Genomic DNA, 17390 nt, shown 5'->3' on the forward strand with positions numbered 1-17390 from the left:
TGTTCCTGTATTTACTGATATGGTTATATTAACTATATGATTATTAAATGTTTATATTATTTAAGCCCGGCGAGAGGGCGATCTCGCGGCCGTTCCAGACGAAGCGCCCGGTGAGCGTGCCGGGAAGGGTCACTTCGCCCCGGAGCCCACCGTGGCCGGAGACGGTGCTGTTCCGGCCGCCGCTGTTCCGGTTGCCGGGCTGCGTACGGCGCAGTTCGACCCGGATGTCGCCCTGCGGGTGCGGCACGACGCCGGAAATCCGGTTCAGGTGCCCCGGGTGCGGCTCGATCCTGACGCTGGCGAAACCGGGGGCGTCGGGTTCGACGCCGAGGATCGTCGCGAGGAAGTCGTAATTGGGGCTGGAGCTCCATGCGTGGCAGTCCGACCGGGTCGGTTCAGGATTCTCGGCGAAGGTGCTGAGGCCCATGTCGATCATGTCGTACCATGGTTGCAGCATCGAGCTGTAACGGTCGGCCAGCCCGGTCTTTTTCAGCGCGCGGGTCAGATAGAAACGGTAGTAGAAAGTGGCCTGCGAGATGGTCGTGTCGCTGTCGATGCGGTTGAAGACCTCCTGCTGCTGTTCCGCGGGAATCGCATCGGTGAGGATGCCCATGATGTTCGCGTGCTGGCTGAAGGTGGGACTGCCGATGTAGTCGTGCAGCATGCCGCGCTGCTCGTCCCAGCACTGTTCGTAAGTGGTGGCGGCCAACTGCCTGCCGATCGAATCGTAGCGCGCGGCACCCGCCCGGTCGCCGAAGCGGGCGAGCAGTTCGGCCCCGTCGCGCATGGCCGAGGAGAGGTTCAGCGTAATGATCGACGACCCGGCTTTTTCACCTTCGGGCGGGCAGCCGGGACGTTCGGGCACCCACCAGGCGCGTACCCAGTCGACGAAACTCCAGTGCGGCATCCGGCTGCGGAGCATACCGGTTGCGGGGTCGATCTGGCCGACGTACCATTCGAGTACGGACCGTATCCCGGGCAGGAACTGCCGCACGAACGCCTCGTCGTCGCGGTGCATCCAGTAGTCGTGCACCATGTTGATCCAGTAGAGCGAGAAGGGCGGGATGTACTGCATCTGCAGGTTCGGGTAGCGGCTGGCGGTGATTCCCTCCGGCGAGCGCGAGAGGTCGAAAGCGCGGATCGCCTGCCGCATGAGGCGGTCGTCGCCCGATACGTAGAGCGAAATGAGCGCCTGGATACGCGTGTCGCCCACGTACTGCAACTGTTCGTAGTAGGGGCAGTCGAAATAGGTTTCCATCGCGCAGAGGCGTGCTGTGCGCCAGCCCACCTCCCAGATCTTGGCCAGCCCCGGGTCGTCGCACGAGAACGAACCGCGTTCGGTGAAGGGGTATCCGGTGAAGCGGCCGTAGAGGTCCTCGATGGTGAGCGGGTCGCCGGTGGTGGTGATGTCGAGCTGGATGTAGCGGTAGGTGCGGAACCACACCGGGCGGTAGAGGCGTCCCTCGGCGCCGTCCGGGCGGACGATGTCGTAATGGGTCAGTTCGATCGTACGGCCGTCGATTTCGTTGCGGTTGCCTTTTTGTTTATGGCTGTCGAAGAGCGCTTCGCCGTAGGCGAGGCGTACCGTCGCGCCCTTGCCGCCGCTGAGGATCAGTTCCGGATAGGCATTGGTCAGGAAGGTCTGGTCGAGCAGGATCGAGCAGGTGGTGCGGGCGGGAATTTGCAGCGGGTCACAGCCCGAGATGAAGTCGCTCACCCGGGCGAGTCCTTCGCTGCGGCGGATCTGCGGGATGCGCAGCGGGGTCTCCTCCATCAGCGGAATCTGGCGCGGCACGAGCGCCCGCTGGTAACCGCCGTAGATCGAATGGCCGAACGGGATGCCTTCACCCTCGGCACGCACGGCGTGCCACGAACTGTCGTCGTAACCGGGCTGTTCCCATCCCCACGGATAGCGGCTGCCGTCGATCTGTTCGAAGAATCCGACGTAGGAAACCGGGGTCGGGGCGATCGCTTCGTTGCGGAAAACCTTCCATTCGCCCGGGGTGTTGACGGCCGATTCGGCCTCGGTGTTACCCTGCACGAGCAGGCCGCTCATGAACGATACCTGCGCCTGCGGTTTCAGCTCGCCGCCGTTCCACACCTGCACCGCAAGCGTGTTGCGGCCCGCATGCAGCAGCGGTGCGATGTCCACCGTCTCGTAATACCAGCTGCGCAGGTCGCCGCGCGCCGAACCCCAGCAGGCCGGGGTGCCGTTCACGAAGAGGCGGTAGCGGTTGTCGGCCGTGATGTTGATGACGAACGTTTCGGGCCGTGCGGCCAGGTCGAAGCTGCGCCGGAAATGGTAGACGCCGAAGTCATAGGGCGACGATTCCCCGTCGCGGGCCCAGCGGGTTTCCCATGTGGCCGTCAGCAGGCCGGAGTCGGGAGCCGCGGTGCGGACGGCGGGAAACGCGGCGATCGGCCGGGTGTTGCGTATGGCGGTTTTCGGTTCCGCCGCCCCGGCGGCGGCGATGACGGTGGAAGGCGAGGCGGCTGCACGGATTTCCGGGGAAGAGGCGCTCCAGCAGAGCAACAAGCCGAGGCAGGCAAACGGGAAGGTCGGTTTCATCGGTATGGGTCTTTTTGAGGTTTAGCGGTTTTGTCCGAGTCTGGGTTCGGGTGATTCAGGTCGTTTGGGTAGGTGCGGTAATTTGGTCGATTCGGGTTCTTCACGTCATTCAGGTACTTCGGTCGGACCGGCAGGCTCGGGCTATTCGGCTGGTGTCGGCCGCACGGATGGTTGGGGCACCCGGACGGTTGGGGAAAGGGGGCGGAAACTGAAACCTTTCCGGAGTGCGGAATGTCCCGGAAAAGGGGCGCCTGGCGGGGGGGAACGCTCTACAACCGGCGGAAACTCACCGGAAAAATCGGATGGGTTCGTTTTTTTTTGCACGGCGGCGGAATTTTTTTCGCCCTTCCGCGCGACGGCCGGAAACCCTTTCAAGCCCCGTAAATCCTAATGCCGGACCCTGTAAGCAAAGATAGCAAAATCGTTCGGAATACCGCCCCGTGAAAACAGTTTTTCGCGCTAAAAAGAGGGTAAACGGCTTATAGCCAAAATTCAGGCAGGGAATTTGATATTATCCCCTGCAAATGGGTAACTACTGATAAACGTATAGAGACTCCCAATAACTTTATTCAATATTTTAATCTTTTAAAGCTATGAAAAACTTATTCCTTGTGATGGCAGCCAGCCTGTTCGGCCTGAGCGCATCCGCCCAAGTCCTGATTACCGACGCCGAATACCTTTCGCGCCGTACGGAACGCGTCGAAGCCCGCGCTGCGCGGAATTCCGCCGACCTGAAGCGCATGGACTCGATCGTGATGTCCAAAGGCTACCGTTTCGTGCCCGACCAGTTCCAGCAGATGCCCGCCGGCGTGGCACACACCATTTACAATCCCAACTTCATGCTGACGGTAAAACCGTCGTATGTGGACATCGACCTGCCGTATATCCAGAACGCCGTTGCAGGTCCCGCCATCATCACTTCGCTCAATGCGCTGATGCCGCAGGTGCAAGGCTATGCCGCCGTGCAGAACTCCGACGGCTGGACGATTACCTTCCAGACCGATGCGATGACCGAATACACGTATACTTTCACGCTGACGATCTATTCGCTCACGCAGGAAGGCGTACTGACCGTCGCTACCGACCAGTTCAATACCGTGACCTACCAGGGTACGGTCAAAGCGCTGTTCTAAAAGTAAAACCACTACGGCGATGAAAAAAGGGATTTTGTCGGTTTTGATGCTGCTCGCGGGAACCGTGGTTTTCGCCCAGCGGCCCTCTCTGCCGGTCACTTCTGCGGAGTTCGCTCCGGGAACGGTGCGCCGGCAGGCCCGGGCCGAAGAACGGGCCGAACGCAACGCACGTTTCATAGCCCGGCAGGACAGCCTGGTGCAGTCACGCAACTTCCAGTTCCTGCCCGTCAGCGTGCTCGAGGTGCCCGGCGGAGGCGAGCAGACGATCAACAACATCTACTACTACCTCGCCGTTTTCCCCGACCATATCGAGGTGCACCTGCCTACGCTGAGGGGCTACCTGAATCCTTATGTCGAGGTACTCAATTTCGATGCGCCGCGACCGAAGGATTACAAGGCTTCGAAGACCCAGTCGGGCTGGAATATTTCGTTCAATGCGGCCGACGGGGAGGGGAATGTCTACACATTCGGCATCAACCTTTTCACGGCTACGGGCGAGGCGATCATGACGATGCTGACTCCGCGGAGTACCATCAAGTACGTGGGGTCGCTGGCGGCCAATGAGCCGCTGCTGAACACGCCGCCGTCCGGGGCGAGGTAAGCGCAGGTATTGAAACAGGGAAGGCCCTCCGCATTTGCGGAGGGCCTTTTTGTCTGGGTCCTTCCCTTTTGAACTTTTCCCTTTTTTGGAAAGGTAAGGCCATTTGCGGGTCGCTCGCTTCGGAACCGGTGACCTGCTGAAGCACTCGGTCGCGGGGGAACTGAACTAGCCAGGATCGGACAAGGAGCCGAAGACGAAACCGGAGCGATAAGCCGCATGTATGAAGAGCGAGATGCGTGACGAATCGGATCCGGTTGATGTCGATAATCTCGTGGCTCAGTGAACGCATGGTTGCCTCCCGTGCGCGGAGCGTCCGGGGGGCGGGGACTACCGGGGCAGGCGGATGCCGATGCGGGCGAGCAGGCCGTCGAGGGTGGCGTTGAGTTGCGGGCTCGCGTTGGTGTAGTAGACTGTGGCGCCGAACAGCAGCGAAATGACCAGCGTGCGTACGGCGGCGTCGAGGATGAAATTGCCCAGGTAGGGGATCAGTGCCGAGAGGCCCACCATGGCCCCTGTGAGCAGCACGATCCAGCAGTCGGTGGCGGCGAACGGTTGGATGCGGAAAAATTTCCACACGAAACCGATGCGGATCAGGTTGTAGACGATCACGGTGCTCATCGTGGCGATCGCCGCACCGTTCATGCCCAGCGACGGGATCAGCGCGGCGTTCGACGCGACGGTCATGCCCACCAGCAGCACCGAGAAGGTGAAGTCGTAGCGGTAGCGCTTGCTCGTGATGAGAATCACTCCCGTGAGGCCCGCGTACATTTCGAAGATGCGTCCCAGTCCCAGGAAAAGGAATACGTAGCGTCCGGCCGAGTAAGAGGCGGGCATCAGCGAGAAGATGTTGTCCAGGTTGATCCAAATCGCGAGGAAAAAGAAGCAGCCTACGATCAGGTTCATCAGCGACACGTCGCGGTGGATGCGCTGCATGCCGGCCATATCGCGCTCTTTCCACAGGTTCGTCACCACCGGCGTGGCTACCTTCACCATCGAGCGGTAGGGGATCAGCATCGCGCTGACCATGTACATCATGATCGCATAGATACCGCCCTGCATCAGCCCTTCCATACCTGCCAGCATCGTCTGGTCGATCACGTTGGTCAGGAACACCGACGCGCCGCCGAGGTACTGCCACAGACCGTAGATGCCTGCGATCGTGACGAGCTTTTTGGTGCGCGAGGTAATTACCGGATGCAGGTGGGATTCGCGCAGGTAGAGCGTGTAGAGCAGCAGGATCAGCATCGGGACGAAGTAGATCGCGATGTAACCGACGATGAACTGTTCGAAGTTGAGCACCCCCAGCGCATAGAGCGAAATTTCGGCGGTAATCAGCAGCCGCAGCAGCACTTCGTTGACCGCCGACGAAATGATCGTGCGCGAGAGCGCCTGCAGCCACGCGCTGTAAAAGTTATAGAAAAGGGTCGCCAGCCCGAGCGGGATCAGCAGCAGGTAATATTCCGACAACAGGGGGGACTCCTTGGCGAAGTAGTGCATCACCGGCTCGCGGAAGATCAGGAAGAGCGCCGTGAAGAGCACGAAACCGACGCTGACCCCCAGTGCCGACCAGAAGAAGAGGCCGTTGTGACGTTTGTCCGCAGTGCGGAAAAACGGGAAGAACTTGACGACCGTCGAGTTGATGCCGAGGGCCGAGAACTGCGCGTACATCACCGCCAGAGAAACGAGGATGCTGGTCAGGCCGACCTGCTCCTCGCTCAGGAAGTTCGGGAACAGCAGAATCTTGTTGACATAGCCCACCACGACTCCCACATAGGAGAGGACGGTGATCGCGATGCTGTCCCGCTTGACGATGCCCATGGCGCTTCGGTTTCGGTGTTGGTGTTCGGTTTGCGTGGCGGCCCGATCCGGGGGCTCTCGGCTGCGGCTCGGGCAGCGGTGCCGGGAGCATTCGCGTTTCGCCGCTGTGCGGTCGTGCCGCCGGGAGCCCGCTGCCGGTATGCTACATTCTTTCCGGTACGCCGATGCCCAGCAGGCGCATCGATGCGGAGAGCGTGCGGGCTACCGTCGCGGCCAGCGTCAGGCGCAGCGCCTGCTTGGCCGGGTCGCTTTCGCGGATCACCGGGAAGTCGTGGTAGTAGCTGTTGTAGCTTTTGGCCAATTCGAACGCGTAGTTCGCGATGATCGACGGGGCGAAATTATCGGCGGCGGCGGTTACCGTCGCGGGGTAGTCGGTCAGCATGCCGATCAGCGCCACCTCCTCGGGAACGAGCAGCGAGCCGTCGACCTGCCCGGCGGGGGCGATGCCCTGTGCGGCGGCTTTGCGCAGCACGGACTTGATCCGCGCGTGGGTGTATTGGATAAAGGGGCCGGTGTTGCCGTTGAAGTCGATCGACTCGCGCGGGTCGAAGAGCATCGTCTTGCGCGGATCGACCTTCAAAATAAAATATTTCAGTGCGCCGAGGCCCACCATGTGGCAGATGTCGGAGATTTCCCGTTCGCTCAGGCCGTCGAGCTTGCCCAGCTCCTGCGACATTTCGCGGGCCGTGGAGACCATCTCGCCGATCAGGTCGTCGGCGTCCACCACCGTTCCTTCACGCGATTTCATCTTGCCTTCGGGTAGTTCGACCATCCCGTACGAGAGGTGCGTGATCTGGTCGGCCCACGGGTAGCCCAGCTTGCCGAGGATCAGTTTCAGCACCTGAAAATGGTAATTCTGTTCGTTACCCACGACGTAGATCATCGCGTCGAGGCGCTCCTCCTTGAAACGTGTGAAAGCGGTGCCGAGGTCCTGGGTCATGTAGACCGACGTGCCGTCGCCCCGCAGCAGCAGTTTCTGGTCGAGGCCGTCTTCGGCCAGGTCGATCCAGACCGAGTTGTCCTCCTTGCGGAAGAAGACGCCCTTGGCGAGCCCCTCTTCGACGAGCGACTTGCCCAGCAGGTAGGTCTGCGATTCGTAGTATACCTTGTCGAAGTCGACCCCCATCGCTTCGTAGGTCTTGTCGAAACCCTCGTATACCCAGCCGTTCATCGTCTCCCACAGCTTGTAGACTTCCGGGTCTTTGGCTTCCCACTTGCGCAGCATCTCCTGGGCCTGCTGCATGATCGGGGCCTCTTTTTTCGCGTCGTCCTCGCTTATGCCTTTGGCCGTTAACTCTTTGATTTGTTGTTTGTAGGCTTTGTCGAAAGCGACGTAGTATTTGCCCACGAGGTGGTCGCCCTTCATTCCCGACGAGGCCGGGGTCTCGCCGTTACCGAACAGCTGCCAGGCCAGCATCGACTTGCAGATGTGGATGCCGCGGTCGTTGACGAGGTTCGCCTTGATCACTTTGTTGCCCGCTTCGGAGAGTATCTGCGCGACCGAGTATCCGAGCAGGTTGTTGCGGATGTGGCCTAGGTGCAGCGGCTTGTTGGTGTTGGGCGACGAATATTCGACCATCACCGTTTTGCCGGTGGGGGAGCCTTTGCCGAAATCGGCGTCGGCCACCACCTCGGCGAGCCTTTCGCCCCAGAACGCGTTGCTCAACGAGAGGTTCAGGAAGCCCTTGATGACGTTATAGCCTTTGATTTCGGGAACGTTTTTCACCAGCGCTTCGCCGATCTCCGTGGCGGTTTCTTCGGGTTTTTTGCGGCTGAGTTTCAGCAGCGGGAAGACCACGAGCGTGTAGTCGCCCTCGAATTCCTTGCGGGTTTTCTGGATCTGGACGGCGGCCGGATCGGCCGGCCCGTATAGTGCGGCGATGGTGTCGGCCGCCTGCTGTTGCAGGAAATTTTCAATGTTCATGGGTGATACGGTTGCGATTTTGTCGTCAAAGATAGCTATTTTTGCGCGGAAGCGCATCGCGTCGTACGTTTTTTGCCTGCCCGTACCGGCAAAAGGAGGCGGATGAAGCAGGCGTACGGTCCGGGCGGCCCGGATAACTCCGGGAAAACTGTAAAACATCCCGGCGCTGCCGGAAGGTATGGGTGCATATCCGCATGTAACCTGAAATTTAATATCCGAACCTGTGAAAATAGCAACGATCGACCTCGGCGAGAAGCCGCTCTTTCTGGCTCCGATGGAGGATGTGACCGACCCTTCGTTCCGCTTCATGTGCAAGCGGTACGGGGCCGATATGGTCTATACCGAGTTTATCCCCAGCGACGGGTTGATCCGCGACGCGTCGAAGGCGCTCGCCAAACTCAACATCTTCGACTACGAACGGCCGGTGGGCATCCAGCTGTACGGCCACGAGATCGAACCGATGGTCGAGGCCGCGCGCATGGCCGAAGCGGCCGGACCCGACCTGATCGACATCAATTTCGGCTGTCCGGTGCGCAAGATCGCCGGGCGCGGGGCGGGCAGCGGCATGATGCGCGACGTGCCGAAGATGGTCGAGATGACGCGCCGGATCGTCGGGGCGGTGAAACTGCCCGTGACGGTCAAGACGCGGCTGGGGTGGGACGACGATTCGAAGAATATCGTCGAGATCGCCGAGCGGTTGCAGGACGTGGGCATTGCGGCGCTGACGATCCACGGCCGCACCCGGGCGCAGATGTACCGCGGCGAGGCGGACTGGACGCTGATCGGCGAGGTGAAGCGCAATCCGCGCATGACGATTCCCGTCATCGGCAACGGCGACATCGGTTCGCCGCAACAGGCCGCCGGGGCGTTCGACCGCTACGGCGTGGACGGCGTGATGATCGGGCGGGCCACCTACGGCCGTCCGTGGATCTTTACTGAAATACGTCATTACTTGACCACAGGTCGGCTTATGCCACAGCCCTCGGTGCGCGAGCGGGTCGAGCTGGCGAAACTGCACCTGGACAAGTCGCTGGAATTCAAAGGGGAAAAGGGGGGCGTGCTGGAGATGCGCCGCCACTTGTCGTGTTATTTCAAAGGACTGCCCGATTTCAAGGCGACGCGGCTGAAGCTGGTGACGCTGTTCGATCCGGACGAAATCCGCGCGACGCTCGACTATGTGGCCGAGACGTGGGGCGACTTCGACGCGTCGGAGATCGTGCCGCAACCGCTTTCGCACAACGTGTGAGTAGCGGGCGAACCCGTGCAAGGTTCCGGCGTCGTACGTCCCGGAGCGGCAGCGAAAGAGGCGACGAAGCGATAAGGCAGAAAAAACGAGGCGGCCATGATCGGCCGCCTCGCTGCTGTTCGTATGTCCCGTACTTCGGTCGCCTTATTTAGGTTTGCCGGGCCGATGGCCGCGGCGGAGCCGCTGTACGGGGCATCGTCAGGTTGTTACAGGGAGGGCTGATCGGTGATTGTACCTTCGGTCCAAGGTTTGACACTCGGATCGAGCGTAATCTGCTTAGCATCCGAAACAAGGGTCAGGTCGTAGGTGTACTTCATGCCCGGAGCCCAGGTTCCTTTGAGTTCCACATTTTCTTTGGTCACGTCGAAAGTCTGCGCGGTTTCGCCGGTGCCGAGGGTAACAGAATAAACCACCTTGAGTTTCGCGCCCGTGAGCGCCTGCGGCATCAGCATCAGTGCGCCGTTGGTGCCCGCGATCGGATCGCTGGTCGTTTTGGCGATCGCTGCAGTGCCGTTCGTCAGGTAAGCGTAGCTTGCGGTACCGGAGACACTGCTCCATGCGCCTTCGATGGCGGTGCCTTCAGAGGCGGAGGTTGCGTAAGTATAGGTACCCGCGTTCTGGATACCGCTCAGCTCGATCGTCTTGACCACTGCGGTAAAATCGGCGTTTGCACATTTGGCCGAGAAGAGGATTTGCGAGAGCGCGTGGTTGAAATTCAGCGCCACGCTGCCGTTGTTCGAAGTTGCGTCCTGGCTGGTGCGCTGCGCCACGACCAGGTCCGCCTGGGATGCTTCTGCCGCTACCGTGTAGGTAAAGCCGGGCCAGCCTGCGCCCGTGGGAGCGACATAAGTCACATCGGTGGCAGGCGCGTAAGCGAAGAAGGAGACCTTTTTGCCCTGCGGCCAGTACTGCGGGCCGGTATAAGGCCAGCTGTAAGGGCTGCTCTCGCCGGTACGCGATACTAATTGCGATGCGATGAAAGGGGTGGGTTCATCGGTCGAAGCCGTACCCGGGAACGCGGCAGAGGTGGTGTAAGCCGTCATCTGGAAAGCTGTCAGGTTGTCGGTCTTCGTTTCCGTAGCTTTGACCGATTTACCCACGAAGGTTTTCAGTTTGATCGGGGTGTTACCGTCGCCGTTGGGGGTATCCACGACTTCGCTCTTCGAACAACCTGCCATAGCTGCTATGGCAAGAAGCATCATCATTTGTTTTTTCATAAATAAAAAGGGTTTGGTTGGTTAATGAATATTGATTAACTGGTTGGTTTTCTGGTTGTAAGTTCGCCTGTCCGCGGTGCTTCGGGGGTGGTTGTGCGGCGCCGGTATCCTATGGGGCTGCCCACTGTCGTACGGCGGCCCGGCACAGCGCGGGTGCCCAGCGGGAGCGGAACGATCTCCTCGCCCCAGTCGCCGACCCCGACATCCACACCGCCTCCGCCTTCGGGCGGGGTGTACTCGATGACGATCTGGTCGGGAACCGGCGTAGGTGCGGGCGGATCGGTCGTCGGATCGGACGGTGCGGCCTGCGCCACGACCTGCGTGACGTTGGTCTGCGCTACCTGCCGCGATGCGTCCGGTAGCGTCAGTTCGAGCGTGATCGTGACCGGTTTCGGCTCTTCCTGCAGGACGGCGGTGCCGAAGCAGGTAAAGGTGGCCGTGACCACGTTGCCTTCGGTTCGGGCGCAGTCGGCCGGGATGTACGAAGCCGCGGCCACGGGTCGCTGGCTGCCGAGCATGATCGAGCAGGGAACGCCTGCGACGGCGCCGCGGACGCGCTGCACGAACTCGCCGCCGACGACCTGCTGGCACAGGCAGTATTGCGAGACGAGCGCAGCGGGCTTGACCCGCAACGCCTGCTCGCTGCCGCGCGAGGTTTCGCCGCCCACGGACAGTTCGCCGATCGACACGCCGAACAGTTTGTCCGGACGGTTCACCACCGGAATCCCGGCGGCCGTTTCGGCGCGTGCGTCGAGCAGGCCGCCGCCCGATCCCACGTTCGCCAGGGAAGGGTCGACCGTGGTTACCGTGCGCGTGTAGGCCCGGATCGTACCGAAACTCTTCTCGCCGTCGATCAGGATCGTCTCGGAGTCGTTGTTGAACATCACTACTGCGTAACGGCCCGAAGGCAGTTCGACGGTGCCCCCGTCCGGAGCGATATTGTCGACGTAGGGAGTGCCCTCGCGGTCGAGCGGGTAGAAGATCACCCGCATGCCTTCGGGTTTGGCGCCCACGCCCTCCCAGTCGAAAGAGACGCGTACCGGGATGCCCCGGTAATCGTAGGTGAGCGTCTTGCGGCAGGCGTTGCAGCACAGGGCGGCGAGGCAGGCGGCGGTGACGGCGGCGGCGCGGAGGATATGTGGCCTGCGGATATTCATAACCGTCCCCCTTTCCCGCCGAAACGCCACAGCAGTGAGATACGGGCTTTGGTCAGCCCGGTATATCGGATGCGTTTGGTCTGTTGGTAGACATAGAGGCCGTCCCGCGGTTCGTAAGTTTTGTAACTGGAGCCGATCATGCCGGCGCCGACGGCGAATTCGACCCCGAAACTGCGGCCTACCGGAAGCTGGTAGCCGTAAGTGATTCCCGCCGACCAGAAATCCCCCTGGTAGCCGGTCTTCCGGTTTTCGAGGTCGTAGAATCCCGCGCTGCCGTACAGGCCGACGTAATGGCCGTGGAAACGCCCGGGCCCGGCGAAGCGGAACCGCACCTCGGGGCCGGCGGCGAACAGCTGGTAGTAGCGGTGGGCTCTTTCGTTCGACCACCAGGCGCACAACGCTTCGAGGCCTACCGACCAACGGTGGCCCAGGCCGAGTTCGGCTTCGAGGTTGGGGGCGAGTGCCGCCCAATATAAAAGGTTGGTTTTGATTGCCCAGCGGGCGGGCGGGGAATCCTGCCGCTGGCGACGGTCGTTTTGTCCGACCGGTGAAAGGGATGCGAAGTGAGTGGGTGTGGAAGGGGACGATGCAGAAGCCGTTGAGGGGGGGCCGGCGGTTCGGGACGGAGAGGCCGGGGGGAGCCGTTTCCGGGAGCGATGCCGGAACAGGAGGGAGCGCCGGTTGCGGGGTTGTCGTCTGCGGGGTTGCGGACCCGTGTAACGGAGGCTTTTCCTCCGCTGTGTAGATGACCTCTTTTTCGGGAGCGTCCGCGATGGCGGCGGAGAAGGCGTCCGATTGGATTCCCGCGGTCAGGACGTCCGGAACGGAATCTTTCCAGTAGATGCGCACGATGGCCCTGCGCAGCGACGGGAAAAGCGTCGATTGCAGGTAGCGGTACGACTGGCTGTCGATTAGTATCCGGAACCGGTTTTTGAGCTCTTCTTCCGACAGGCCTGTGTCGAACAGATTTGCTATCTGGTCGCGGGAAGGCAGATCCGGCATATCGGATAACCGGCGAAGGAGACCGGCCCAATCCTCGCCCTGCGGATGAATATAAATTCTGTACTGGTTCAGGTGCGGATATTTCCAGACCAAGTAACCTTTGACGGCCCGGCCCCGGTCACGCGCCAGCTGTCCGTTGTGCCAGCCGTAACCTTCCATGGAAGAGTAGGAAAAAATGCCGATCGAATCGATCCGTGATGCGCAGCAGGAGGGTCCGAGCCAGTTTCGCAGCGTATGCAATGCGCTGGAGTTGTCGCGGTAGGCGCTGTCGAGCAGCGAACGGTCGAAACGGAAACTGAGTTCGACATGCTGTACGGTGTCGGATCGGTTTCCGGAAAGGGGGGCGGGAGGAGCCGCAAGGGCGGCTTGCGGGAGAACGGTGCCCGGCAGGAGGGCGCACAGGCCGGACTGCCGGACCAGAACGGCCAGCAGCAACCATACTATATGCGCAGCTCTCCTCATATGAATATAATGTGACAAAAAGTCTACCTTACGCAATCTTCTGCTCGTATTATGCCGGTAAGCAGAAAAGAACGATGTCGAGTTGGTTGGTAGTTGTAAAGTCCTGTTTTTTGGGGTATTATGCGGCATGAATCGGGTCTCCGGAATCATCTCCGGATGGCCGGCAGGGGAGTCCCGTCCCGTTTTTGTTGTAGTAAAAATAACCTATTCGGGTCAAATAACCAAGAATAAAATACTCGTATTTCCCTGATTAGAAAGATTATATTGGTTGTTTTACGCTAACATTTATGTAATAAATTGATAGTGTTTATTTTGGATGGTATATTTCTTTGAAGATTATGCGTTAAGTGTGTCAAAAATAGGTGCCCGTCGACGGATGGACGACGGGTGTGAGGGATAATAATCTGAAAATGAGTCCCTAATGGGGGGGCTGCATTGCGGATCGTACAGGCAAATGGAAAGGGAAAGGGAAAGAAAAAAGAGAAGGAGAATAGAGAATAAGGAAAGGAAGGGCGTAAGAGTAGAAGGAAAAAGGAGCATTTCCTCAAAGGCGAGGCCGGAAAAAGAAGACGTGAGACTGCTGCCACCCATCCGGTCAAAGGCCTTAGGAACCCACCACGAGACAAGCACAGCAGCTCACGCCTAGAGCATGGCCACTAACCCAGTGCCGCCACAGCACTTACCATGCCAAGGCGTGAGCCTCAGCAGAAGCGCTGTGCCTGTTACCCGTGGTGAAAAATTTCCTAAGTTTTTGACCAGGTAACGGCCCGGCACCCTAGTGCCGGTAATAACAAAGGTAATTAAAAAAACGACATGGCAAACAAAAACAATGGTTTTTGAGACCGTACGGCGTATTGGAATGCTGCCGGCCGCGGTGTGCCGGAAGCGGTGGCGGGCAGGTAAAAATGCGGAGGAGAAGGAGTGGGGGAGAAAGAGGACAGGGGCGGGATGCACGTGGACTGGAAACGGACGAAACATGAATAGGACGTGAATCGGAAATGAACAGAAGGGGCGGGGAGTGAAGGAGAAAGGAAAGGCTGAAGGGGAGAAAAGGGAAGAACCGCATTCAGAAGGATGTATTAACTAACAAATAGGGAAAACAGGAAGAAGAGGCAGGATATAAGGGTAAAAGAGCGCCGCCGGACGCGGAAGAGAAACGGGCAACGCCTGGAAAACAGCGAAGTCCGGGCAGGCGGGGACGCGTGGAGAGAAACAACTCCGGAAATGTGCCGCAGGGGGGGATTCGTATCGAAAAATAGTGTATTTTTGTCTCCGGATACCACCACCAGCAATGAGCGAAAAGAGCAGACATAGCGTGTCGGAGGAGTGGCATGAAGCGGCAGCCGCGGATGGGTGCGTTCCAGGCACTTCGGGCACTTCCGGAGTTTCGGGCGCGTCAGGCATGGCATCGCACGGGCGGGGACACGCATCCGAAATCCCGGCTTCCGGACGGGACAATGTTTCCGGCGACGCGGAAACCCCGCGGCCGAAACGGCCGTCGTGGGTCGAACGCAATGTGGCGCAAGTGCTGTCGGGTAACATTCTCACGCGTGCCGAGGTACGTCGTATGTATCCCTACGTGCTGTTTATCGCGGTGCTGATGTTCCTCTATATCGCCAACGGCTACCACATTCAGAAACTGCACCGCCGGCACGACCGGATTTCCGAACAGATCAAAGAACTGCGCTCGCGTTCGCTCACCCTCTCGTCGATCCGGATGACCGCGACGCGCCAGAGCGAGATCATCAAGGAACTCGAGGCGCGCGGAATTCCGCTCCAGGAGTCGCTCACCCCGCCCAAAATCATCGACAAATAACCCATGGCCGAGCCACGCAAACCCGATATCAAGAAGAGCATCCTGAACCGTGTGCGGATGCTTTACATCCTCTTTTTTGCGGTGGGGGTGGCCATTGCCGGCAAAATACTATATATCCAATACGGGCCCGGCGGCGAAAGCCTGCGCAGCAAGGGCGAGCGGATCTCCTACGAACGGGTGGCCATAGAGGCCGACCGCGGAGATGTCCTCGCGTGGGACGGACGGCTGCTGGCCACCTCCGTGCCGATGTACGAAGTGCGGATGGATTTCGCGGCACAGGGGCTCGCCGATTCGGTGTTCCGCAAATATGCCGATTCGCTGGCCGGGGCGCTGGCTACCTTTTTCGGCGACAAAAGCAAGAACGCTTACCTGATCCTGCTTAACCGCGCTTACAGCAACAAGAGCAAGAATCGTTTCACGCAGATCGCTCCGCGTCGTGTAAATCACCTTGAAATCAAACAAATATCCCAATTCCCGATCCTAAGGCTCGGCCAGAACCGGGGCGGGTTTATTCCCGTGCAGATCAACAAACGACTGCTGCCCAACGGGCCGATGGCCTCGCGCACGATCGGCCGCGTCAACGAGGCGGGACGAAAATGGGGCGTCGAGGGAGCGTTCGACAGCGTGCTGCGCGGGACCGACGGCAATATGCTGATGCAGCGCATTTCGGGCAGTTTCAAGATTCCTGTGCCCGACGCGCTGAGCGTGGCGCCGGTGGACGGGATCGACGTGGTGACGACGCTCGATATCGACGTGCAGGACGTGGCCGAAAACGCGCTGCGCAAACAGTTGGAGCTGGGTGATGCCGACTGGGGTACGGCCGTGCTGATGGAGGTTTCCACCGGCGAGATACGTGCGATCACGAACCTGACGCGCAAGGGGGAGGGTAAGTTTGTCGAGGATTTCAATTATGCCGTCGGCATGAACCTCGAACCGGGTTCCACGTTTAAACTGGCGTCGCTGATGACGCTGCTCGACGATGCGGGCGCGAGCCTCGAGGAGCATTACGACACGGGCGACGGGCGGATGATGATCGGCCGGGCGCGGGTGGTCGATTCGCACGCGTGCGGAGACGTGACCCTGCGCGAGGTGTTCGAACACTCGTCGAACGTGGGTTTCGCGCTGGCCGTGAACAAATATTATAAAGAGAACCCCCGGCGTTTTGTCGATCACCTTTATAAAATGGGGCTCGGTATGCCGCTCGATTTGCAGATTCCCGGCGGGGCGGACCCGGTTATTTTCCGGCCGGGCGACGCTTCGTGGAGCGGCGTGACCCTTACGATGATGTCCTACGGGTATGCGCTGCGGCTGACGCCGCTCAAAACGCTCAGCTTTTACAACGCGGTGGCCAACGACGGCAAGATGGTGCGCCCGATGTTCGTCAAGGAGCTCAAACAGTACGGCCAGACGCTGCGCACCTTCCCGCCCGAGGTGATGGTCCCTTCGATCGGTTCGCCCAAGGTGATCGCGCAGGTGCAGGAGGCGCTGCGCGGAGTGGTGAACGACGGTACCGCGCGCGGGCTCAAGAATCCCTATTATTCGGTGGCGGGCAAGACCGGAACCGCGCAGATCGCGATGGGCCGGCACGGTTATACTGACCGTTTCGGCGGCCGGCACTACCTGGCCACGCTGGTGGGGTATTTCCCGGCCGACAAGCCCCGCTACAGTTGTATTGTCGCGATCAAGACCTACAACGGGCCGGGCCGCCGCGGCACCTATTACGGCGCATCGCTGGCCGGGCCGGTGTTCCGTGCGATTGCCGACCGCGTTTACGCCCGCAACACGTCGTGGCAGACGCCGCTGTCGGAGCGGAGCGATAAGGCGGACGGAGTTCCGGCGCTCAAAAGCGGCCGGGCCGACGAGGTGCGCCGCGTGGCGCGCCGGTTCGACGTGCCCTATACACCGGAACGGGGCGTGCAGTGGCAGTGCCTTGCGAAAGCCGATTCGACCGGAATGGAACTGGCGCCCCTCTCCGGGGAGCCGTCCGGAGCCGTGCCCCAGGTGGTCGGCATGGGGATCAAAGAGGCGATCTACCTGCTCGAGCGCGAGGGGCTGCGCGTCGCGTTCAGCGGCACGGGCTGTGTCCGGAGCCAGTCCATTCCCGCGGGCGCTCCCGCGCAGCGGGGCGCGCTGGTGGTGTTGCAGCTGGGGGCCGGGCGGCCCGAGGTGCGCCCCCGGGCCGTGAAATCCGATGCGTCCGCCGGGCCTGAGCGGTAGCGCGACCAGCCTGCCTTGTATCGCTTGTTCGTCCTGGGTCTGTCCATTTTGGATGGTTTCCCTTCCTGTGTGTATGCCCTGTGTTTTGCGTCCGGGTGAAACGGGGAGGTGGCTGCACAAAAACGGGATGGATTGCGTGTGGCTAAAATACTTGGAATCGGGTCGCTCCCGAAAACTTAACATTAACTTAACGGCGGGGCGGGGCGTCGTTCCGGGAATTTTGCCCGG

12 protein-coding genes are annotated in these 17390 nt (G+C 60.4%); 6 read left to right on the forward strand and 6 right to left on the reverse strand.

Annotation, left to right across the window (positions count from 1 at the left end; translation table 11 throughout):
* Positions 1–43: 43 nt before the first annotated feature.
* A complete protein-coding gene (locus NQ495_RS10050) occupies positions 44–2569 on the reverse strand; it encodes an alpha-L-rhamnosidase-related protein (RefSeq protein WP_009133121.1) in 2526 nt (841 codons plus the stop codon).
* Positions 2570–3162: 593 nt separating this feature from the next.
* On the opposite strand from NQ495_RS10050, the gene NQ495_RS10055 reads away from it, so the two are divergent.
* On the forward strand, positions 3163–3702 hold the full coding sequence (locus tag NQ495_RS10055) for a DUF4251 domain-containing protein (protein ID WP_009133122.1): 540 nt from the start codon (positions 3163–3165) through the stop codon (positions 3700–3702).
* A 19-nt stretch (positions 3703–3721) separates the two neighbouring features.
* Positions 3722–4303, forward strand: coding sequence for a DUF4251 domain-containing protein (locus NQ495_RS10060; protein ID WP_009133123.1), 582 nt, complete (start codon positions 3722–3724; stop codon positions 4301–4303).
* Positions 4304–4630: 327 nt separating this feature from the next.
* Here NQ495_RS10060 and NQ495_RS10065 read toward each other — a convergent pair whose 3' ends face one another.
* Positions 4631–6121, reverse strand: a complete 1491-nt coding sequence (locus NQ495_RS10065; RefSeq protein ID WP_009133124.1) for a lipopolysaccharide biosynthesis protein — start codon at positions 6119–6121, stop codon at positions 4631–4633.
* 142 nt (positions 6122–6263) lie between these two features.
* A complete protein-coding gene (gene argS, locus NQ495_RS10070; RefSeq protein WP_040294309.1) occupies positions 6264–8045 on the reverse strand; it encodes an arginine--tRNA ligase in 1782 nt (593 codons plus the stop codon).
* 223 nt (positions 8046–8268) lie between these two features.
* Between argS and dusB the strand changes: the two genes are divergently transcribed.
* On the forward strand, positions 8269–9291 hold the full coding sequence (gene dusB / locus NQ495_RS10075; RefSeq protein ID WP_009133126.1) for a tRNA dihydrouridine synthase DusB: 1023 nt from the start codon (positions 8269–8271) through the stop codon (positions 9289–9291).
* A 206-nt stretch (positions 9292–9497) separates the two neighbouring features.
* Here dusB and NQ495_RS10080 read toward each other — a convergent pair whose 3' ends face one another.
* From NQ495_RS10080 to NQ495_RS10090, 3 genes are read right to left on the reverse strand one after another with little or no spacing between them, the layout of a single operon-like run.
* Complete coding sequence (locus tag NQ495_RS10080) at positions 9498–10508, reverse strand: fimbrillin family protein (protein WP_009133127.1); 1011 nt, start codon at positions 10506–10508, stop codon at positions 9498–9500.
* 35 nt (positions 10509–10543) lie between these two features.
* Positions 10544–11665, reverse strand: coding sequence for a DUF5119 domain-containing protein (locus NQ495_RS10085; protein ID WP_009133128.1), 1122 nt, complete (start codon positions 11663–11665; stop codon positions 10544–10546).
* On the reverse strand, positions 11662–12333 hold the full coding sequence (locus NQ495_RS10090) for a DUF3575 domain-containing protein (protein WP_326929428.1): 672 nt from the start codon (positions 12331–12333) through the stop codon (positions 11662–11664). The genes NQ495_RS10085 and NQ495_RS10090 overlap by 4 nt, the downstream gene beginning before the upstream one ends.
* 568 nt (positions 12334–12901) lie before the next feature.
* Between NQ495_RS10090 and NQ495_RS10095 the strand changes: the two genes are divergently transcribed.
* From NQ495_RS10095 to NQ495_RS10105, 3 genes are all read left to right on the forward strand, one after another.
* Positions 12902–13144, forward strand: a complete 243-nt coding sequence (locus tag NQ495_RS10095) for a hypothetical protein (RefSeq protein WP_083818306.1) — start codon at positions 12902–12904, stop codon at positions 13142–13144.
* Between the two features lie 1276 nt (positions 13145–14420).
* Complete coding sequence (locus NQ495_RS10100) at positions 14421–14945, forward strand: FtsL-like putative cell division protein (protein WP_009133131.1); 525 nt, start codon at positions 14421–14423, stop codon at positions 14943–14945.
* Positions 14946–14948: 3 nt separating this feature from the next.
* Positions 14949–17162, forward strand: a complete 2214-nt coding sequence (locus tag NQ495_RS10105) for a penicillin-binding protein (RefSeq protein WP_009133132.1) — start codon at positions 14949–14951, stop codon at positions 17160–17162.
* Positions 17163–17390 lie beyond the last annotated feature (228 nt).

Origin of the sequence: Alistipes indistinctus YIT 12060, from assembly GCF_025144995.1 — a bacterium.
GTDB classification, from domain to species: Bacteria; Bacteroidota; Bacteroidia; order Bacteroidales; family Rikenellaceae; genus Alistipes_A; species Alistipes_A indistinctus.